General features: G+C 70.7%; 18 protein-coding genes and 4 tRNA genes. 10 read left to right on the top strand and 12 right to left on the bottom strand.

The features are described 5' to 3' along the window. Positions 1 to 249: 249 nt before the first annotated feature. The 4 genes from ACZ573_RS24530 to ACZ573_RS24515 all read right to left on the bottom strand — a co-directional run bounded on the left by ACZ573_RS24530 (position 250) and on the right by ACZ573_RS24515 (position 2,151). Positions 250 to 786: a hypothetical protein gene (locus ACZ573_RS24530; RefSeq protein WP_471307454.1), complete on the bottom strand. Its 537-nt coding sequence runs from the start codon at positions 784 to 786 to the stop codon at positions 250 to 252. 122 nt (positions 787 to 908) lie between these two features. Beyond that, positions 909 to 1,283 (bottom strand): fluoride efflux transporter CrcB, encoded by a 375-nt coding sequence (gene crcB, locus ACZ573_RS24525; protein ID WP_471307453.1) that lies wholly within the window; start codon positions 1,281 to 1,283, stop codon positions 909 to 911. Continuing rightward, entirely contained in the window at positions 1,280 to 1,804 is a 525-nt protein-coding gene (locus tag ACZ573_RS24520) for a FluC/FEX family fluoride channel (RefSeq protein WP_471307451.1), read from the bottom strand. Before ACZ573_RS24520 ends, crcB begins: the two co-directional genes overlap by 4 nt. Next, a complete protein-coding gene (locus ACZ573_RS24515) occupies positions 1,801 to 2,151 on the bottom strand; it encodes a metallopeptidase family protein (RefSeq protein ID WP_471307449.1) in 351 nt (116 codons plus the stop codon). The genes ACZ573_RS24520 and ACZ573_RS24515 overlap by 4 nt, the downstream gene beginning before the upstream one ends. A 103-nt stretch (positions 2,152 to 2,254) precedes the next feature. Here ACZ573_RS24515 and ACZ573_RS24510 point away from each other — a divergent pair. The 3 genes from ACZ573_RS24510 to ACZ573_RS24500 all read left to right on the top strand — a co-directional run bounded on the left by ACZ573_RS24510 (position 2,255) and on the right by ACZ573_RS24500 (position 2,539). After that, positions 2,255 to 2,327: transfer RNA gene (locus ACZ573_RS24510), tRNA-Glu, on the top strand. 39 nt (positions 2,328 to 2,366) lie between these two features. Further along, positions 2,367 to 2,440, top strand: a tRNA-Asp gene (locus ACZ573_RS24505). A gap of 22 nt (positions 2,441 to 2,462) precedes the next feature. Continuing rightward, a tRNA-Phe gene (locus ACZ573_RS24500) sits at positions 2,463 to 2,539 on the top strand. Between the two features lie 38 nt (positions 2,540 to 2,577). Here the strand turns inward: ACZ573_RS24500 and ACZ573_RS24495 are convergent. Genes ACZ573_RS24495 through ACZ573_RS24485 form a run of 3 tightly spaced genes read right to left on the bottom strand, consistent with a single transcriptional unit; the run spans position 2,578 to position 4,642 of the window. After that, positions 2,578 to 3,423 carry a cytochrome c biogenesis CcdA family protein gene (locus ACZ573_RS24495; protein ID WP_471307448.1) on the bottom strand — a complete coding sequence of 282 codons (846 nt, stop codon included), beginning with the start codon at positions 3,421 to 3,423 and terminating at the stop codon, positions 2,578 to 2,580. Continuing rightward, a complete protein-coding gene (locus tag ACZ573_RS24490) occupies positions 3,420 to 4,169 on the bottom strand; it encodes a DsbA family protein (protein WP_471307447.1) in 750 nt (249 codons plus the stop codon). The genes ACZ573_RS24495 and ACZ573_RS24490 overlap by 4 nt, the downstream gene beginning before the upstream one ends. Before the next feature lie 53 nt (positions 4,170 to 4,222). Beyond that, positions 4,223 to 4,642 carry a hypothetical protein gene (locus tag ACZ573_RS24485; protein ID WP_471307446.1) on the bottom strand — a complete coding sequence of 140 codons (420 nt, stop codon included), beginning with the start codon at positions 4,640 to 4,642 and terminating at the stop codon, positions 4,223 to 4,225. A gap of 111 nt (positions 4,643 to 4,753) precedes the next feature. Here ACZ573_RS24485 and hrpA point away from each other — a divergent pair, with 111 nt between their 5' ends. Beyond that, on the top strand, positions 4,754 to 8,686 hold the full coding sequence (gene hrpA / locus ACZ573_RS24480; RefSeq protein WP_471307444.1) for an ATP-dependent RNA helicase HrpA: 3,933 nt from the start codon (positions 4,754 to 4,756) through the stop codon (positions 8,684 to 8,686). Between the two features lie 81 nt (positions 8,687 to 8,767). Continuing rightward, positions 8,768 to 8,841: transfer RNA gene (locus tag ACZ573_RS24475), tRNA-Asp, on the top strand. 698 nt (positions 8,842 to 9,539) lie between these two features. Here the strand turns inward: ACZ573_RS24475 and bldC are convergent. Together bldC and ACZ573_RS24465 are read right to left on the bottom strand one after the other, a co-directional pair. Continuing rightward, on the bottom strand, positions 9,540 to 9,746 hold the full coding sequence (gene bldC, locus ACZ573_RS24470) for a developmental transcriptional regulator BldC (RefSeq protein ID WP_003949541.1): 207 nt from the start codon (positions 9,744 to 9,746) through the stop codon (positions 9,540 to 9,542). A 567-nt stretch (positions 9,747 to 10,313) separates the two neighbouring features. Continuing rightward, entirely contained in the window at positions 10,314 to 11,168 is an 855-nt protein-coding gene (locus ACZ573_RS24465) for a DUF8083 family protein (RefSeq protein WP_471307442.1), read from the bottom strand. 179 nt (positions 11,169 to 11,347) lie between these two features. On the opposite strand from ACZ573_RS24465, the gene ACZ573_RS24460 reads away from it, so the two are divergent. Continuing rightward, complete coding sequence (locus tag ACZ573_RS24460) at positions 11,348 to 12,457, top strand: Leu/Phe/Val dehydrogenase (protein ID WP_301369321.1); 1,110 nt, start codon at positions 11,348 to 11,350, stop codon at positions 12,455 to 12,457. Positions 12,458 to 12,747: 290 nt separating this feature from the next. Then, positions 12,748 to 13,011 carry a DUF3073 domain-containing protein gene (locus ACZ573_RS24455; RefSeq protein ID WP_150261950.1) on the top strand — a complete coding sequence of 88 codons (264 nt, stop codon included), beginning with the start codon at positions 12,748 to 12,750 and terminating at the stop codon, positions 13,009 to 13,011. Between the two features lie 80 nt (positions 13,012 to 13,091). On the opposite strand, the gene purM is transcribed toward ACZ573_RS24455, so the two are convergent. Both purM and purF read right to left on the bottom strand, forming a co-directional pair. Continuing rightward, positions 13,092 to 14,162 (bottom strand): phosphoribosylformylglycinamidine cyclo-ligase, encoded by a 1,071-nt coding sequence (purM, locus tag ACZ573_RS24450; protein ID WP_301369319.1) that lies wholly within the window; start codon positions 14,160 to 14,162, stop codon positions 13,092 to 13,094. A 91-nt stretch (positions 14,163 to 14,253) separates the two neighbouring features. Continuing rightward, on the bottom strand, positions 14,254 to 15,771 hold the full coding sequence (purF, locus tag ACZ573_RS24445; RefSeq protein ID WP_030009390.1) for an amidophosphoribosyltransferase: 1,518 nt from the start codon (positions 15,769 to 15,771) through the stop codon (positions 14,254 to 14,256). A 122-nt stretch (positions 15,772 to 15,893) separates the two neighbouring features. Between purF and ACZ573_RS24440 the strand changes: the two genes are divergently transcribed. The 3 genes from ACZ573_RS24440 to ACZ573_RS24430 all read left to right on the top strand — a co-directional run bounded on the left by ACZ573_RS24440 (position 15,894) and on the right by ACZ573_RS24430 (position 18,180). Continuing rightward, positions 15,894 to 16,016, top strand: a complete 123-nt coding sequence (locus tag ACZ573_RS24440; RefSeq protein WP_351150916.1) for a putative leader peptide — start codon at positions 15,894 to 15,896, stop codon at positions 16,014 to 16,016. Between the two features lie 117 nt (positions 16,017 to 16,133). Further along, the gene (locus ACZ573_RS24435) at positions 16,134 to 17,567 is read left to right on the top strand and encodes a sulfatase-like hydrolase/transferase (RefSeq protein ID WP_471307438.1); all 1,434 of its coding nucleotides are present in this window, start codon (positions 16,134 to 16,136) and stop codon (positions 17,565 to 17,567) included. A 19-nt stretch (positions 17,568 to 17,586) separates the two neighbouring features. Continuing rightward, positions 17,587 to 18,180, top strand: coding sequence for a hypothetical protein (locus ACZ573_RS24430; RefSeq protein ID WP_471307436.1), 594 nt, complete (start codon positions 17,587 to 17,589; stop codon positions 18,178 to 18,180). Position 18,181: 1 nt separating this feature from the next. On the opposite strand, the gene ACZ573_RS24425 is transcribed toward ACZ573_RS24430, so the two are convergent. After that, positions 18,182 to 18,988: an META domain-containing protein gene (locus ACZ573_RS24425; protein WP_471307434.1), complete on the bottom strand. Its 807-nt coding sequence runs from the start codon at positions 18,986 to 18,988 to the stop codon at positions 18,182 to 18,184. Between the last annotated feature and the right edge of the window lie 44 nt (positions 18,989 to 19,032).

Genomic DNA, 19,032 nt, shown 5'->3' with positions numbered 1-19,032 from the left:
GCACGCGCCCAAACTCCGTGAATCGCAAATCGACCGCCTCAATGCGGTCAGCCACGGCTAGGGAGAGTACGCGCCACACGGCGCTCTTCGGATTCGGCGCCGGGCAATGGGATCAAACGATCTATAACCATACGCACCCTCCCCGGGGTCTGGCAAGTCGCTCCCGCAGAAACCCCTCTGACCTGCGAAGACGCTCGGGCGCCGGTACCGGACCGGGTCCTTACGGACCCGGCCGGGTGCCCGCCGGGCCTACAACTCGGGAGCCGGCTGGGTGGTCGGCTCCGGCTGCGGACTCGGCGGCTGCGGAGTGGGTTCCGTCACAGGGGGAGTCGTGGCCGGCGGCGCCGGGGTCGGGCTCGCCGACTGCTGCCCGCCGGCCGAACCGCCCGGGCCGCCGGAGCCGCCGCCCGACCCGCCCGTCGTGGGTTCCTGCGGCCCCTGCCCGCCCGCGCCGCCGCCCGGTCCCGCCGACGGTGCGGGCACCCCCGGCCGGCCGCTCGGCGCGCCCGGGCTCGGCGAAGCCCCGGTCGCACCGGAGGCCTTGCCGTCCTCCTTGGGCCTGCCGCCCTGGCTCCCCGTACCGTCCTTCACGCCGTGCCCGTTGCCGCGGACCCCGGAGCCCCGCCCCGAGGCGGTCCCCGCGACCGCCTCGGCGCCGCCGTGGCGGTCCCCCGAAGCTGAGGGCCCGGGCTTGGCCGCGTTCTCGCCGACACTCATGCAGCCGGCCGTCGCCGCGACCGCGAGCGCGGTGACGGCCAGTCGGAGGGAAGCGGACAACTGGCGCACGGGGGCACCTCCGGAGCCTGAGGGTGAACTTTCCGCATGAGCGGGTCAATGTGCCCAACTCCCTTTGACCCGCAAGGGACACGCCCTCGGGCGAACACCGGGACGAGACCCGGGCCGGACCCTCAGCCGAAGAGCCGCAGCGCCACCTGCGACCCGAGGCGCACCGCGCCCAGCCCGACCAGCACCGACACCACCACGTTCGCCACGGCCAGGAACCCCCGGCCGCGCTCGGCCAGCCGCAGCGTCTCGTACGAGAACGTCGAGTACGTACTGAGCGCCCCGCACAGCCCGGCCCCGAGCAGCAACTGCAGCCGCGAGGAGGCGGACCCCGCCAGCGCCGCCCCGGCCAGCGCCCCGAGCACCAGACAGGCGGCCGCGTTGACCACGAAGGTGCCCCAGGGGAAGACGGACTCGTGCCGCGCCTGCACCGCGCGGTCCAGCAGGTAGCGCAGCGGCGCGCCGACGGCCGCGCCCGCCACCACGAGCAGCCAGTTCACCGCGGCACGCGCCCGGGTCCGCGGCCGCGGACCGCGCGCCGGGTCGCCGCGGCCGCCGCCCACACCGCGCCGAGCGCCGCCGGCACCGTGAGCCCGCCGTAGGCCAGGGCGCGTCCCGTCTCCCCCTCGTCCAGGAGCCGCGAGAAGTCCACCGCGTAGGTGGAGAAGGTGGTGAAACCGCCGAGCACGCCGACCCCCGCGAAGGGCCTCAGCAGCGGGTGCGGGGACGTCCGGCCGCCCTCGCTGATCAGCACCATGAGTACGCCGATCAGCGCACTGCCGGAGGTGTTGATCCACAGGGTCGCCCACGGGAAGGCCCCGGGCCCGGCCGGCCACAGCAGGGAGATCCCGTACCGCGCCGCGCCCCCGACCGCGCCGCCCACCGCCACCGCCGCGAGCACCCGGCCCTGCGGCTCGGCGCGCTGCGCGGGTACGTGCAGGTCGATGTCCGGATCGATCGCCTCCGCCGGCCGCGCCGCATGCGCCGCCCCGTCACCGGGAGCCGGGACCGGCCGGGTCACCCGTACCCCAGCGCGTGCAGCCGGTCGTCGTCGATCCCGAAGTGGTGGGCGATCTCGTGCACCACGGTGACCTCCGTCTCCGCGACCACGCTCTCCCGGTCCTCGCACATGCGCAACGTGGGATTGCGGTAGATCGTGATCCGGTCCGGCAGCACCCCGGCGTACCACTCGCCGCGGTCCGTCAGCGGAGTTCCCTCGTACAGACCGAGCAGCTCGGGGTCTTCGGCGGGCGGTTCGTCCTCGACGAACACCGCCACGTTGTCCATCAGCCGCGTCAGCTCCGGCGGGATCCGGTCCAGGGCCTCTGCGACGAGCTCTTCGAACTCCTCGCGCGTCATCTCCAGCACCCGGCCATTGTCGCTCCGGGGGAAACCGTTTTGGCGATAGCTCCCCGGATCCCATATGCTTCTCACGTCCCCGACGCGCTGAGAAGTGCCCGGCGGGCCTTTAGCCCTCATCGTCTAGTGGCCCAGGACGCCGCCCTTTCAAGGCGGTAGCACGGGTTCGAATCCCGTTGGGGGTACGCATTACCGTGTGCAAGACTTGTTCTCGCACACTGCAAGGTCCTGTGGAGCAGTTGGTTAGCTCGCCACCCTGTCAAGGTGGAGGTCGCGGGTTCAAGTCCCGTCAGGATCGCTGAAACCGGAAACGGTTTCGTGGCTGGGTAGCTCAGTTGGTACGAGCGATCGCCTGAAAAGCGATAGGTCGCCGGTTCGACCCCGGCCCCAGCCACCATCAAGAAGGCCCCGTCCATCGGACGGGGCCTTCTGTGGTTACTCCCCTTCGGCCTCGGCCGCCGCCGCGCGCTCCCTGCGGCGCCACTGCACGACGCCGACGGCCGCCGCCCCGGCGGCCACCAGCCCGAGCAGCACCCCGTCCGGGACCGCGTCCGCCAGCGAGCGGACCCGCTGCTCCACGGCGAACGAGTCGTCCACGTCCAGCAGCCCCGGCAGCGCGCTCGCCCCGTCGTAGGCGAGGAACAGCGCGCCCAGGGTGATGAAGAACAGCCCGGACAGCAGCGAGGTGGTGTGCAGCTCGAAGCGGCCGACGCGCAGGGCCCGCCCGCGCAGCCAGCGCCGCCCGCCCAGGTCGAACCGCTCCCACAGCAGTGCAAGGACGAACAGCGGTACGGCCATCCCCAGGGCGTAGACCGCGAGCAGCAGGCCGCCGTAGACGGGGCTGCCGCTGACCGCCGCGACCGTCAGGACGCTGCCCAGGATGGGGCCGGCGCAGAACCCGGCCAGCCCGTAGACCGCGCCGAGCGCGTACACCGACAGGGCGGTGGTCGGCCGGATCCGGCCCGACAGCTCCGAGATCCGCTTCGGGGCGAAGCCGAGGCCCAGGATCTGCGCGAGGCCCAGCGCGATGATCAGCCAGCCGCCGGCCAGCACGAGCTGGTCGCGGTTGCTGTGGAAGAACCGCCCGGCGTACGAGCCGGCCGCCCCGAGCGGTACGAGGGTGCTCGCGAGGCCCGCGTAGAAGATCCCGGTGCGCGCCAGGAGCCGCGAGGTGGAGTCGATGGAGTACGCGAAGAAGGCCGGCAGCAGCAGGGCGCTGCAGGGGCTGAGCAGCGCGAGGAGGCCGCCCAGCAGGGCGGCCAGGTATCCGATGCCGGTCACTGCTTCGCGGCCTCGGCCTTCGCCTTGGCGATGGCGGCCGTGAAGGTGTCGAGCGGCTGGGCGCCGGCGATGGGCCTGCCGTTCAGCAGGAAGGAGGGGGTGGAGGTGACGCCGATGCGGTAGCCCTCCTCCTGGTCCTTCTTCAGGGCCGCCACGGCCTGCTCGCCGGCCAGATCCGCCTTGAAGCGCTCCAGGTCCGCCACCCCGGCCTCCCGGGCCAGCTCCACGAGCCGGGGCTCGGCGAAGCCCTTGTCCTTCGAGCCCGCGGCGTAGGCGGCGGCGTGGAAGGCGTCGAAGCGGTCCTGCTGCCCGGCCGCCCAGGCGGCCTTGGCGGCCGCCTCGGACTCGGCGCCGAAGATCGGGAAGTTGCGCCACTCGATGCGCAGGGTTCCGTCCTCCACGAACTTCTTCATCAGTTCGGGCTCGGTGTCCCGGGCGAACTTGCCGCAGTAGCCGCACTTGAAGTCGGAGTACTCGATGAGCACGACGGGCGCGTCGGCGCGGCCGACGGCGAGCTTGTCGCCGGACTCGCGGCGGGCCAGCGCCTTGAGCCCGGCGGCGGGGTCGGACCGGGGCGCGGTGACGGAGGCGGAACCGGCCGAGCCGGTCTCGGCGGGGGCGGTGGCCCGCCAGGAGACGAGGCCGAGGGTGATCGCGGCGAGGGCCACCCCGGCGGAGAGCAGCAGAGGCTTCGTGGCGGACTTCTCGGCGGACTTCTTGGCGGCGGACTTCGGGGAAGAGGGCATGCGGGTGCTCCGTTGCTGCGGGTGGGTGGGACGGGACCGGGGGACCGGTCCGTCTAGACCCGCATCACACAGAGCTGCAGCCGGTCGGGGGCCGGGCGGTCGGGGCCGCGTACGGGGGTCCGTACGGTGACGGCCGCGGCCGGACCGGCGTCCTCGGGCGCCGCCCGGACCGGCGGGACCTGGGCGTGCTGCTCGCCCGCGGCGCGCGTGGGGACGGCGGGCGAGCCGCCGTGTCCCGGAGCCGCCGGCGCGCAGGCGGGCCCGTCGGCGTCGGTGGACACGGCCGCCCGGGGCCACGCCGTGGCCGACCCGGTGGCCGGGGCCGGCACCGGGACGGCTGCCGAGGCCGGGGCAGGAGCCGGGGCCGGGGCCGTTCGGGTCGTCGGGGCGAGCGCCACCGCCGGGGCCGCGCAGCCCAGCAACACCGCCAGTACCGCGAGCACGGCGCAGCCGAAGAGGCGGGGGCGGGACAAGGTGGGACGCCTCTCACTCGTACAACCGACGGACTCGTCCCGAAATGGTACGGGTCCACCCGACAAATGCGTTCGCCACCCGGAGGGCCCAGGTGAGATCCTCGATCAGGTATGTCTACTTCCTTCGCCGCCCTGCAGACGCTTCTCGGTGAGATCTCCCTCCGTGACGCGCACCGCCTCGGCCGCCGCCTCGAAGGCGCCCGCCGTATCCGCAAGCCCGAGGCCAAGCAGGCCGTGCTCGACGAGATCGCCGCGGAGGCCGCCAAGGCCGCCGAGCGACTGGCCGGCCGTGCCTCGCGGATGCCGGAGGTCACGTATCCCGCGAACCTGCCCGTCAGCCAGAAGAAGGACGAGATCGCCGAGGCGATACGCGACCACCAGGTCGTGATCGTCGCGGGCGAGACCGGGTCCGGCAAGACCACGCAGATCCCCAAGATCTGCATGGAGCTCGGCCGCGGCGTCCGGGGCATGATCGGGCACACCCAGCCCCGCCGGATCGCCGCCCGCACGGTCGCGGAGCGCATCGCCGAGGAGCTGAAGTCCGAGATCGGCCAGACGGTCGGCTGGAAGGTCCGCTTCACCGACCAGGTGGACCAGGACGCGACCTTCGTGAAGCTGATGACGGACGGCATCCTGCTCGCCGAGATCCAGACGGACCGCGAGCTGCGCGCCTACGACACGATCATCATCGACGAGGCCCACGAGCGGTCGCTGAACATCGACTTCCTGCTGGGCTACCTGGCCACGCTGCTGCCGAAGCGTCCCGACCTCAAGGTCGTCATCACCTCGGCGACCATCGACCCCGAGCGCTTCTCCCGGCACTTCGGCGAGGCGCCGATCGTCGAGGTCAGCGGGCGTACGTATCCGGTGGAGGTGCGCTACCGGCCGCTCCTGGAGGAGGACGCCGAGGAGGGCGACGACTCCGACCGGGACCAGATCACCGCGATCTGCGAGGCCGTGGACGAGCTCCAGTCCGAGGGGCCGGGCGACATCCTGGTCTTCCTCTCCGGCGAGCGGGAGATCCGCGACACGGCGGACGCCCTGAACAAACGGAACCTTCGCTTCACCGAGGTTCTCCCTCTCTACGCACGCCTCTCGCACGCCGAGCAGCACCGCGTCTTCCAGCAGCACACCGGGCGCCGGATCGTCCTCGCGACCAACGTCGCCGAGACCTCGCTGACCGTCCCCGGCATCAAGTACGTGATCGACCCGGGCACCGCCCGGATCTCCCGCTACAGCCACCGCACCAAGGTCCAGCGCCTGCCGATCGAGCGGATCTCGCAGGCCAGCGCCAACCAGCGCAAGGGCCGCTGCGGCCGTACCTCCGACGGCATCTGCATCCGGCTGTACTCCGAGGCCGACTTCGACGCCCGTCCCGAGTTCACCGACGCCGAGATCCTGCGGACGAACCTGGCCTCCGTCATCCTCCAGATGACCGCGGCGGGCCTCGGCGAGATCGAGAAGTTCCCCTTCATCGACCCGCCGGACCACCGCAACATCCGCGACGGCGTGCAGCTGCTCCAGGAGCTCGGCGCGCTGGACCCGGCCGAGAAGGATCCGTCGAGGCGGCTCACCCCGATGGGCCGCCAGCTCTCCCAGCTCCCCGTGGACCCGCGGCTGGCCCGCATGGTCATCGAGGCCGACAAGAACAACTGCGTCCGCGAGGTCATGGTCATCGCGGCCGCCCTGTCCATCCAGGACCCGCGCGAGCGGCCCTCGGACAAGCAGACCCAGGCCGACCAGAACCACGCCCGGTTCAAGGACGAGACCAGCGACTTCCTCTCGTTCCTGAACATGTGGCGCTACGTGCGCGAGCAGCAGAAGGAGCGCGGCTCGTCCTCGTTCCGCCGGATGTGCAAGCAGGAGTACCTGAACTTCCTGCGGATCCGCGAGTGGCAGGACATCTACTCCCAGCTGCGCACGGTCGCCAAGGGCATGGGCATCCACGTCAACGAGGCCGACGCCCCGGAGCAGGTCGTCCACGTCTCGCTGCTGGCCGGTCTGCTCTCGCACATCGGGCTCAAGGACACCGACAAGAACGAGTACCTCGGTGCCCGCAGCGCCAAGTTCGCGATCTTCCCGGGCTCCTCGCTCTTCAAGAAGCAGCCGAAGTTCGTGATGTCGGCCGAGCTGGTGGAGACCTCGCGGCTGTGGGCCCGGGTGAACGCCAAGGTGGAGCCCGAGTGGGTGGAGCCGCTGGCGCAGCACCTGGTCAAGCGCACGTACAGCGAGCCGCACTGGGAGAAGGACCAGGCGGCCGTGATGGCGTACGAGAAGGTCACGCTGTACGGCGTACCGATCGTGGCCCAGCGGAAGATCAACTACGGCCGGATCGACGCCGAGGTCTCGCGCGAGCTGTTCATCCGCAACGCGCTGGTCGAGGGCGACTGGCGCACCCACCACAAGTTCTACGCCGACAACCGCAAGCTCCTCACCGAGGTGGAGGAGCTGGAGAACCGGGCGCGGCGCCGCGACATCGTGGTGGACGACGAGACGCTCTTCGACTTCTACGACCAGAAGATCCCCGCCCACGTGGTCTCGGGGGCGCACTTCGACTCCTGGTGGAAGCACAAGAAGCGCGAGGAGCCGGAACTCCTCGACTTCGAGCGCGAGATGCTGCTGACCGAGAAGGCGGCCGGGGTCACCAAGGCCGACTACCCGGACTCCTGGCGGCAGGGGCAGCTGAAGTTCCGGGTGACCTACCAGTTCGAGCCGGGCGCGGACGCCGACGGCGTGACCGTCCACATCCCGCTCCAGGTGCTGAACCAGGTCACCGACGAGGGCTTCGACTGGCAGATCCCGGGCTTGCGCGAGGAGGTCGTCACCGAGCTGATCCGCTCGCTGCCCAAGCCGATCCGCCGGCACTACGTGCCCGCGCCGAACTACGCCGGCCGCTTCCTGGACACGGCGGTTCCCCTGCAGGAGCCGCTGCCGGTCACGCTGGCGCGTGAGCTCCAGCGGATGGTCGGGGTCCCGGTCTCGGCCGAGGACTTCGACCTCACCCGGATCCCCGATCACCTGAAGATCACCTTCCGGATCGTCGACGAGCGCCGCAAGAACCTCGCCGAGGACAAGGACCTGGAGGCCCTGCGGCTGAGGCTGAAGCCGAAGGCCCGCCAGGCCCTCTCCAAGGCCGCCGCGGCCACCGCCGAGCGGGCGGGCGGGGAGTCGGTGGAGCGCACCGGGCTGACCGACTGGACGATCGGCACGCTGACCAAGGTCTTCGAGACCCGTCGGGCGGGCCAGCCGGTGAAGGCGTACCCGGCGCTGGTGGACGAGGGCGCGACCGTCTCCGTCCGGCTCTTCGACACGGAGGCCGAGCAGCAGCAGGCGATGTGGCTGGGCACCCGGCGGCTCATCCTGCTGAACATCCCGGTGAACCCGGCGAAGTTCGCCTCGGACCACCTGACCAACCAGCAGAAGCTGGCCCTGTCCAGGAACCCGCACGGCTCCATCCAGGCGCTCTTCGACGACTGCGCGACCGCGGCGACCGACAAGCTGATCGCCGACCACGGCGGCCCGGCGTGGGACGAGGCGGGCTTCCGGAAGCTCTACGAGGCCGTCCGCGCCGACCTGGTGGACACGACCGTGCGCACGGTGAGCCAGGTGCAGCAGGTGCTGGCCGCCTGGCAGGCCTGTGAGCGCCGCCTGAAGGCCACCAGCAGCCTGGCGCTGGTCGCGAACATCCAGGACGTCAAGACGCAGCTGGCCGCCCTCATGCCCGCCGGCTTCGTGACGCTCACGGGGCTGCGCAGGCTGCCGGACCTGATGCGCTACCTGGTGGCGGTGGACCGGCGGCTCCAGCAGATGCCCACGGGCGTCCAGCGCGACACCACGCGCATGGAGAAGGTCCACGAGATGCAGGACGAGTACGCCTGGCTGCTGGAGCAGTTGCCGAAGGGGCGCCCGGTCCCGTCCACGGTCACCGACATCCGCTGGATGATCGAGGAACTGCGCGTCAGCTACTTCGCGCACGCGCTCGGCACGGCCTACCCGATCTCCGACAAGCGGATCGTGAAGGCGGTGGACGCGGCGGCGCCGTGACCGGCGCGGCGGTCCGGTTCGACTGCACCCCCTGAGCTGCGGTACAGTCTGATTCGCAGCCGCCGAGCGGCCGCAAATCAAGGACCTGTGGAGCAGTTGGTTAGCTCGCCACCCTGTCAAGGTGGAGGTCGCGGGTTCAAGTCCCGTCAGGTTCGCAGAAACGTCAGGGCCCGTATCCCTCTGGGGATACGGGCCCTGACGCGTGGGCGGGCGGCACCGCCGGGCGGCCTTGGGGGCCTCCTGGGGCCCGCGGAGCGCCCGAGCTGCCCGTGCGCACCTCCGGGCCGCGTCCGCCGCGTCTGCGGGGCACCCATGAGCGCATACCGGGTCCTCCCCGTGCCCGCGCCGACTTCTCCGGAGCTCGACGGGCCTCTCCGGAGCTCTTCGGAGCTCTTCGGAGCTCTTCGCCGGACCTGGTCGGGCCGGTGCGGGCCCATCCGGACCTCCTGGCGCCGCACAGGAGGCGCCCCCGGGCCGGCCGTCACCCGGAATCCCCCGTTCGCATGATGTGCCTCGCGAAGCGCGTCCCCATTACGGGGTGCATTACCGGATATACAAGAGTGATCATCTGTGACGGGAGTCACCGCATGAGTTTTTGAGACTCATACTTTTATCGCACCCATACGCCCGCTCGATAGAATATGTGCAATGGCACCTACTCCGCCGGTACTCCCGCGCGCGCTCGAGACTGCCCTGACCTGGGCATAAAAAGATCGCGCTGGACCCGGCGGAGTCCAGCGCGATCGAACGACTTGGAACCTGTTGGGGCAGGCCCGGTCGTATGAAGCTATGTGGGTTTCATCGGATTGGGGGACCCGATATAAGCCCGTTAAAGCGGGGTGTTTACGCGACCTCAGGCTTCGCTGCGCTGCTGCGGAATTCCCGCGAGCAGTGCGCGAACCTCGGCCTCGCGGTACCGGCGGTGTCCACCCAGGGTGCGGATGGACGTGAGCTTGCCAGCCTTGGCCCAGCGGGTGACCGTCTTCGGGTCCACGCGGAACATCGTGGCAACCTCAGCCGGGGTCAGCAGCGGCTCGGCATCAGGGGTGCGAGCGGTCATGAGCGGCCTCCTCGGGAGAACCGAACCATCTCGGTTCTTTCCTCTAAATTCTGCACCTTGGCCCGCGTTGCCCGAAATGGACATACGCGGGCCGAGTCGGTTATAGGACGAACGGCTTGTCCTCGGCACTACAACTACACCATCCGTCCAGCCTCGACGGCCAAACCGACGGAATTGCCCTCCGAGGTGTTCATCAGCGGCGGAAGCCGATGGACCGTCCCATAACGGACAGTCACCCCACTGTGACGATCAGTCACAGAGCGATCAGGAGTCGTCAGACCCCCCGTAGAGTGCAATGCCGAGCATTCCGCCCTTAGTTGGGCGGAAGGAACCCTCCCCGGACTCCTTGTCCTATTTTGGCACGAGGGTAGGGGAAGGGCGCAAGGGTGTAGTTAGTGCGGTCCGTCACGCTTGGGCCAATGGCCCGTATCGGGACGTAGGTCCTGGCACTACGTCCCAAATGACATGATCAGGCCTCTGATCAGCCACTATTGACCGATCGACCGATACCGGACGATACGTACTGACCCCTCCCGAGTGAAACCAGCCACACAGGCCCCTTTCGGCCTAATTCGCGAAAAGCCGCTCCCGGACCGCCCGCCACCGCTCCGCCAGCTCCTCGTAGACCTCGGTCGCGCCCTCCGTGTCCCCGGCCCGCAGGGCCGCGATACCCGCCGCGAGATCCCCGGCCGAGCGGTCGGCCGCCAGCCGCTCCGCCGGCAGCGCGTGCAGCAGCCCGCCGTAGTCCAGCTCGACCATCGAGCGCGGGTGGAACTCCTCCAGCCAGCTCCCCACTTCCACCAACCCGTCGGCGAGCATCCCGTACCCCTCCGCGTCCCGCACGGTCCGCAGCGCGCGGGCGAGCCGCCGCCGGGCCTGCACCATCGGCGTGCGGTAGCGCAGCCGCTCGCCCGGCACGTGGTCCCGCTCCTCATCCGCCACCAGCACGAACCAGCGCAGCGGAACCTGCCACACCCCCGTACGGATCCAGGGGCGCGCGTCCGGGTTCCGTTCGCGCCAGCTCTCGTACTCCTCGGCCGCCCGCCGGCGCGCCCCCGGCGGGAGCGCCGCGTCCAGCACCGGTCGCGGGAACCACTCGACGAGTTCCTGGAGGGCCAGCCAGCCGCGGAGCCGGGTGCGCCACGGGCAGACCAGCAGCACCCCGTCGACCACCGCCGTGAAGGCGTCCGCGCTCTCGTGGGCCGGCACCCCCACCACCGGGACCCGCACCAAGTCCGACAGCGACCGGCGCAGTTCGTCCTGGGCGGTCGGGGCCGTCCCGCGCCGGGCGTAGTCGGCCCAGTGCGTGCGCTCCGGCTCGGCGAAGGCCACCAGGGGCTCGTAGACGCGCAGGTAGGAGGCGTACGGAACGGTCGGCGCCGAGCGCGCGGACGGCAGCGGGAGATCGGAGGATTCGCTCACGCTCTCGTACTGCCCTTCCGCGGGGTCCGGTTCACCTCCGGGGCGCCCCCGCCGCCGCACACCACGGGAGTGTTTCGATCCTCGGACAGGTCACCTACGGGCGGCCCCCAGGTCTTACTCTGCTCCCAGCACGCCCTCCCCCACCCGCAGGGCGGGCGTCTTTCCGCCGCATCTCTTCCATGGGAGTCACCACCGTGACCGAAATGACCGACGGCGTCCTGCACACCCTGTTCCGTACGGAGCAGGGCGGCCACGAGCAAGTCGTGCTGTGCCAGGACCGCGCCACCGGCCTGAAGGCCGTCATCGCCATCCACTCCACCGCCCTGGGCCCCGCCCTCGGCGGTACGCGGTTCCACGCGTACGCCTCCGACGAGGAGGCCGTCCTCGACGCGCTGAACCTCTCGCGCGGCATGTCGTACAAGAACGCGCTCGCCGGTCTCGACCTCGGCGGCGGCAAGGCCGTGATCATCGGCGACCCGGACGTCCTCAAGACCGAGGAACTGCTCCAGGCCTACGGCCGGTTCGTGGAGTCCCTCGGCGGCCGCTACGTGACCGCCTGCGACGTCGGCACCTACGTGGCCGACATGGACGTCGTGGCCCGCGAGACCCGCTGGGCGACCGGCCGCTCCCCCGAGAACGGCGGCGCCGGCGACTCCTCGGTCCTCACCGCCTTCGGCGTCTTCCAGGGCATGCGCGCCAGCGCCCAGCACCTGTGGGGCGACCCGACCCTGCGCGGCCGCAAGGTCGGCGTGGCCGGTGTCGGCAAGGTCGGCCACTACCTGGTCGAGCACCTCCTGGAGGACGGCGCCGAGGTCGTGATCACGGACGTACGGGAAGAGTCCGTACGCCGGATCCTGGACAAGCACCCGGGCAAGGTGACCGCCGTCGCCGACACGGACGCGCTGATCCGCACCGAGGGCCTGGACATCTACGCCCCCTGCGCGCTCGGCGGCGCCCTGAACGACGAGACCGTCCCGGCGCTCACCGCGACGATCGTCTGCGGCGCGGCGAACAACCAGCTCGCCCACCCGGGCATCGAGAAGGACCTCTCGGACCGCGGGATCCTCTACGCGCCCGACTACGTGGTCAACGCCGGCGGTGTCATCCAGGTCGCCGACGAGCTGCGCGGCTTCGACTTCGACCGCTGCAAGGCCAAGGCCACGAAGATCTTCGACACCACGCTGGAGATCTTTGCTCGTGCGAAGGCGGATGGCATTCCGCCGGCCGCCGCGGCCGACCGGATCGCCGAGCAGCGCATGGCCGACGGCCGCGCCGCACGCGCCGTCTAGGCCCTTCCCGGGGCTTCTGGGTGCGCCCGCCGGGGTGCGGCGAGACGGAACTCACTGCACTTCGGCGGGTCGCCCGCCAGGAAAAGGTTAAAATCGCAGCTGACCAGCGAGGACGGGGCGCCTTGTTGGTTCTGCACCGGGGCGCGTCATGCGGGCGGCGTACCGTATGGCCGCGGAAGCAGGTACCGTTAAACCCCTACGGACGGTCTCTCCACGGAGAGCCCGCTCCGAACCATGAACGCGTGTCAGACTCTGGGGCCGTCGAGCCCCGTCACCGAGGGGGTCGAGCCATGGGGCGCGGCCGGGCAAAGGCCAAGCAGACGAAGGTCGCCCGCCAGCTGAAGTACAGCAGCGGCGGGACTGACCTCTCGCGTCTGGCCAACGAGCTGGGCGCATCGACCGTGGAACCGCTGCCTGTCAGCGAGCCGGTCGAGGTAGACGACGACGAGCTGGACGAGGACGACCCGTACGCTCGGTACGCGGACCTCTACAACACGGATGACGACGACGAGGACGAAGAGTCCGGGCCGTCGTCACAGCGTCGCGGCGCTTGACGCCCTGAGGCGTCTGCACGACAGACAAAAAGACTGAAACCCGGTCCAGGGCATCGCCCCGGGCCGGGTTTCAGTGCTGCTCAGCTCGCGTAGGAACCGGTCATGGTCGCGCCCTCGGTGTGGTCGCCGCGGTCCAGGATCTCTCCCGCGACCCACGCGTCGACACCCCGGTCGGCCAGCGCGGTCAGCGCCACGTCCACCGACTCCTGCGGAACGACGGCCATCATGCCGACGCCCATGTTCAGGGTCTTCTCCAGCTCCAGCTGCTCCACCTGACCGGCCTTGCCGACCAGGTCGAAAATGGCGCCGGGGGCCCAGGTCGAGCGGTCGACCGTGGCGTGCAGGTGGTCCGGGATCACCCGGGCCAGGTTCGCCGCGAGGCCGCCGCCGGTGATGTGCGAGTAGGCGTGCACCTCGGCCGTACGGGTGAGAGCCATGCAGTCCAGCGAGTAGATCTTGGTGGGCTCCAGGAGCTCCTCGCCGAGGGTCCGGCCGAGCTCCTCCACGTGCTGGTCGAGCGACATCTTGGCGCGCTCGAAGAGGACGTGGCGGACCAGCGAGTACCCGTTCGAGTGAAGGCCGGACGAAGCCATCGCGATGACGGCGTCACCCGTACGGATGCGATCCGCACCGAGCAGGCGGTCGTACTCGACGACGCCCGTTCCGGCACCGGCGACATCGAAGTCGTCCGGGCCCAGCAGGCCGGGGTGCTCGGCGGTCTCGCCGCCCACCAGCGCGCAGCCGGCGAGGACACAGCCCTCGGCGATGCCCTTGACGATCGCCGCGACACGCTCGGGGTGCACCTTGCCGACGCAGATGTAGTCGGTCATGAAGAGCGGCTCGGCACCGCAGACGACGATGTCGTCCATGACCATCGCCACCAGGTCGTGGCCGATGGTGTCGTACACGCCGAGCTGGCGGGCGATGTCCACCTTGGTGCCGACGCCGTCGGTGGCCGAGGCGAGCAGCGGGCGCTCGTAGCGCTTGAGGGCGGAGGCGTCGAAGAGGCCGGCGAAGCCGCCGAGGCCGCCGAGGACCTCGGGGCGCTGCGTCTTCTTCACCCACTCCTTCATCAGCTCGACGGCGCGGTCGCCCGCTTCGATGTCCACGCCTGCGGCTGCGTAGCTGGCACCGGTGGTCTTCTCTGTCATGACAGGAGAGAGCTTTCGTGTCGTTACTGCGTGTGGTGCCGGGCCCTGGGAGAAGCCTCAAAGACAGGGCCCGGCGCAGGTTGAGCCAGGACTACGGGCGGCGGAGCGCGTCGGCGGCGTCCGTGCCGCCCGCGAGCTCGGACTCCAGCAGCTGCTTGCCCAGGAGCTGCGGGTCGGGCAGCTCCATCGGGTACTCGCCGTCGAAGCAGGCACGGCAGAGGTTGGGCTTCTGGATCGTGGTCGCCTCGACCATCGCGTCGAGCGAGATGTACGAGAGCGAGTCCGCGCCCAGGGAAGTGGCGATCTCGTCGACCGTCATGCCGTTGGCGATCAGCTCGGCCCGGGTGGCGAAGTCGATGCCGAAGAAGCACGGCCACTTCACCGGCGGCGAGGAGATCCGGATGTGGACCTCCGCCGCGCCGGCCTCGCGGAGCATCTTGACCAGGGCGCGCTGGGTGTTGCCGCGGACGATCGAGTCGTCGACGACCACCAGGCGCTTGCCCCGGATGACTTCCTTGAGGGGGTTGAGCTTGAGCCGGATGCCGAGCTGGCGGATCGTCTGCGAGGGCTGGATGAAGGTCCGGCCCACGTAGGCGTTCTTGACCAGGCCGGATCCGTACGGGATCCCGCTGGCTTCGGCGTATCCGACGGCGGCGGGCGTGCCCGACTCCGGCGTCGCTATCACCAGATCGGCGTCGACCGGGGCTTCCTTGGCCAGGCGCCGGCCCATCTCGACACGCGAGAGGTAGACGTTCCGGCCGGCGATGTCGGTGTCCGGGCGCGCCAGGTAGACGTACTCGAAGACACAGCCCTTGGGCTTCGCTTCCGCGAATCGAGAGGTGCGCAGACCGTTCTCGTCGATCGCGATGAGCTCGCCCGGCTCGACCTCGCGGACGAAGCTGGCGCCGCAGATGTCGAGGGCGGCGGTCTCACTCGCGACCACCCAGCCGCGCTCAAGGCGGCCGAGGACCAGCGGGCGGATGCCCTGCGGGTCACGGGCGGTGTAGAGGGTCCCCTCGTCCATGAAGACGAGGGAGAAGGCGCCCTTGACCTGAGGCAGGACCTTGGCGGCCGACTCCTCGATGGTCAGGGGCTTGCCCTCGTCGTCGGTCTGACCGGCGAGCAGGGCGGTGACGAGGTCGGTGTCATTGGTGGCGGCCACCTGGGTGGCACGGCCGTCCTGACGGGGGAGGTCGGCGACCATCTCGGCAAGCTCGGCGGTGTTCACCAGGTTGCCGTTGTGACCCAGGGCAATGGAGCCGTGGGCGGTCGCACGGAAGGTCGGCTGGGCGTTCTCCCAGACGGAGGCCCCGGTGGTCGAATAGCGGGCGTGACCGACCGCGATATGACCTTGGAGCGAGCCGAGGGAGGTTTCGTCGAAGACTTGGGAAACGAGTCCCATGTCCTTGAAGACGAGGATCTGGGAACCGTTGCTCACAGCGATTCCCGCGGACTCTTGTCCACGGTGCTGCAGGGCATACAGTCCGAAGTAGGTGAGCTTGGCGACCTCTTCACCCGGAGCCCAGACACCGAAGACGCCGCAAGCGTCCTGGGGGCCCTTTTCGCCGGGGAGCAGGTCGTGGTTGAGTCGTCCATCACCACGAGGCACGCTCCCGAGTGTAGGCGAGATCGACCACTGGTCCGAATTGGGGACGGCCGGGAAATGTCACAGCACAGAGGGTGACCGATCCATTCCGTCTCGGCATCCGGAATGCCCTTGTTGACAGGCGCATGGGCATTCGTACAGGCTCTCGCCCCATGCAGCCTCTCGGTGACCGAACCGTCACCCTCGTCGAGCGCCGGCACGTGGACCTTGTCCGTGTCGCGAGCGCCATCTGTCGCTGTTCTGCGTAGTCACACGCCGCTTTCCGTTCTTTTCCTTTCCTGATCCCTGCCCGAGCCTGCCCTGCCGTGCCGCGCGCCGTCCCGCGCCGCCCGGGGCTGGCCGGCGGGCCATGCCTTGGAGTACCCGTGACCTCGTACGAACCCAACCTGTCCCGGCGCGCCTTCGGCGGCGCGGTCGGCGTGAGCGCGGCCGCCGCGGCGGTGGGGCTGGGCGCCGCCCCGGCCGCCGCCGCCCCGGCCGCCGGGGACGGGCAGAACGCGCCGCAGGAGCGGGAGTTCCGGGCCGGGCGGCCCCGGCCGTCCCGCCGGCCGAACATCCTGTTCATCCTCGGCGACGACCTGGGCTGGGCCGACCTGTCCTCGTACGGCTCCCCGCACATCAAGACCCCGAACCTGGACCGCCTCGCCCGCCAGGGCGTCCGGTTCACCGACGCCTACTCGGGCTCCGCGACCTGCTCGCCGACCCGGTTCAGCCTGTACACCGGGCGCTACCCGGCCCGTACCAAGGGCGGGCTGGCCGAACCGATCGCCGACAAGTCGGCCGGCCTGGACCCGACCCACCCGACGCTCGCCTCGCTGCTGAAGTCGGCCGGCTACTCCACCGCGCTGATCGGCAAGTGGCACGCGGGCTACCTGCCCGACTACAGCCCGACCAGGTCCGGCTGGGACGAGTTCTTCGGCAACTTCGGCGGGGCCCTGGAGTACTACTCCAAGCTGGGCCTGGGCGGCGAGTACGACCTCTACGAAGGCGACGCCGAGTACAAGGACCTGCGCTACTACACCCGGATCATCACCGAGCGGGCGAGCGAGTACGTCTCGCGCGACCACCACGGCAAGCCGTGGCTGCTGAACCTCAACTTCACCACCCCGCACTGGCCGTGGATCGCCGACGGGGACACCGAGCAGAGCGCCGAGATCGTCCGGCGGATCAAGGCGGGCGACGGGCGCGCCCTGTGGCACCAGGACGGCGGCTCGGTCGAGAAGTACAAGGAGATGGTCGAGGACCTCGACCGCTCGATCGGCAAGGTGCTGGAGGCGCTGCGGCGCTCCGGCCAGGAGCAGGACACCCTCGTGGTCTTCTCCAGCGACAACGGCGGCGAGCGTTTCTCGTACAACTGGCCGCTGTCCGGCAACAAGGCCTCCCTGCAGGAGGGCGGTATCCGGGTGCCGAACATCGCGCGCTGGCCCGCCCGGCTGGACGGCGGGCAGGTCAGCCACGTCCCGGTGTTCAGCCCGGACTGGACGGCGACGCTGCTGGAGCTGGCCGGGGCCCGCCCGCACCCGGCCTACCCGCTGGACGGGGTGAGCCTGGCCGGGTACCTGCTGCGCGGCGAGAAGGTGGCCGAGCGGGACCTGTTCTGGCGGGTCCGGGGCGAGCGGGCGCTGCGCCGCGGGGACTGGAAGTACTACCGCGGCAAGGCGGGCAAGGACCAGCTGTTCAACCTGGCCGGCGACGTCCGCGAGCAGGCCGACAAGGCCGCCGCGGAGCCGGCCCGGCTGGCGCAGCTGCGGGCGGCCTGGGAGAAGGTGGACGCCCAGCTCCTCCCGTACCCGGTCTGACCGATGCCATGATCACCGCATGACCGAACCCAGTGAGTACGTACGCCGGTTACCCGTCGGAGAGCCCATACCCTTCGCCTCCGACGGCGTCGCCCTGTGGGAGACCTTCCCCTTCGAGGGCGAGCTCGGCATCAGGCCCCTGGAGCCGCCGGTGCTCCCCGAGCCGCCGCGCAACGGGGAGGACGGGCCGGAGGGCTGCGAGGTGTGCGTCCTGCCCGATTCCGCCTTCCTGTGGACCGACGAGCACTGGCGGCTGCGGGGAATCCACTCCTCCATGCCCGCGATCGTGCAGCTCGTCCCGCGCGTCCACCGCGACCTGACGGACCTGCCGCCCGAGCGGGCGGCGGAGATCGGTCCGATGCTGCAGCGGATCGAGCGGGCGGTGCGCGAGCTGGGCGGGATCGCCCGGGTGCACGTCGCCAAGTACGGGGACGGGGCCGCCCACCTGCACCTGTTCCAGTTCGCCCGGCCGGAGGGCATGCTCCAGCTGCGCGGCTCCAACCTGCCGCTGTGGGACGACGTGCTGCCGCGGATCCCCGACGAGGTGTGGGCCGGATCGGCGCGCACCATCGCCGCCGCCATGGCGAAGGACGGCGGCACGGCGCACGTGTGAGTCACTCGGCGGCGGAGGCCGCCTTCGCGGTCAGGCCCTTGCCGTCGGGTGCGGTGAGGGTGAGGGTCCGGCCCTCGACCTTCGCGGTGAGCGGGCCGCTGCCGAACAGCTGGGTCAGCGTCCGCTCGAGCTCGCCGACCGGTCCCTCGCAGGCCATCCGGGTCGAGGTCAGCGGCCCGAAGGTGACCGTGGAGCCCTCCGCGGTCACCTGGGCGCTGAACCGGTTGCAGCCGAGGCTGCCGCTCACGGTGAGGTCCGGGGCGATGGTGAACCGTGCCTTCCCGGCCGCCTCGGCGGGCAGGGAGGCCGCGGTCCCACCGCTGACCAGGGACTCCACGGTCCACTCGGTCGTGGTGAGCGGGGCGTCGGTGACCGCGGGCGCCGAGGTCATCGCGATCGTGCTCCCGTCCGCGGTCTTCAGGGTGAGCCTGTCGGGTCCCCGGTCGATCGTCAGCCTGCCCTGGAACAGCTTGGCGAAGGCCGTCTCGAACTCCATGTCCGCGCAGGCCATGGTCGTCGATGCGCCGGGAGTGACGGTCACCGCGGAGGTACCGGCGAAGGCCGCCACCGCGGTGAAGCCGTTGCAGCCGTAGTTGCCCTTGACCTCGTTCCGGCCGATGTCGAGGTGGGCCGTCTCGGGCGCGTGCAGGGTGCGGCCGCCTGTGGTCAGGGACTCGACGGCCCAGGAACCCATGGGATCGGGCAGCCGGGCGCCGCGGGCGTCCTCGGTCAGGCCGCAGCCGGCCAGGGCGAGTGCGAGGGCCAGGGCCAGGCCCGCGGAGGCGGGGACGTGCCGGAAGGTACGCATGCCTCTGGGACGGACCGGGCGTCGCGAAGGTTCCACCATGGCCG

It is taken from the genome of Streptomyces sp. NPDC040545 (assembly GCF_055595065.1).
This window is presented reverse-complemented; position numbering and strand designations above follow the sequence as displayed.

Coding starts and splice junctions, on each gene's coding strand:
- ACZ573_RS24490 (WP_471307447.1), bottom strand. CDS start 4,169: ATGCCCTCTTCCCCGAAGTCCGCCGCCAAGAAGTCCGCCGAGAAGTCC.
- hrpA (WP_471307444.1), top strand. CDS start 4,754: ATGTCTACTTCCTTCGCCGCCCTGCAGACGCTTCTCGGTGAGATCTCC.
- bldC (WP_003949541.1), bottom strand. CDS start 9,746: ATGACCGCTCGCACCCCTGATGCCGAGCCGCTGCTGACCCCGGCTGAG.
- ACZ573_RS24460 (WP_301369321.1), top strand. CDS start 11,348: ATGGGAGTCACCACCGTGACCGAAATGACCGACGGCGTCCTGCACACC.
- ACZ573_RS24455 (WP_150261950.1), top strand. CDS start 12,748: ATGGGGCGCGGCCGGGCAAAGGCCAAGCAGACGAAGGTCGCCCGCCAG.
- purM (WP_301369319.1), bottom strand. CDS start 14,162: ATGACAGAGAAGACCACCGGTGCCAGCTACGCAGCCGCAGGCGTGGAC.
- ACZ573_RS24440 (WP_351150916.1), top strand. CDS start 15,894: ATGGGCATTCGTACAGGCTCTCGCCCCATGCAGCCTCTCGGTGACCGA.
- ACZ573_RS24430 (WP_471307436.1), top strand. CDS start 17,587: ATGACCGAACCCAGTGAGTACGTACGCCGGTTACCCGTCGGAGAGCCC.
- ACZ573_RS24425 (WP_471307434.1), bottom strand. CDS start 18,988: ATGCGTACCTTCCGGCACGTCCCCGCCTCCGCGGGCCTGGCCCTGGCC.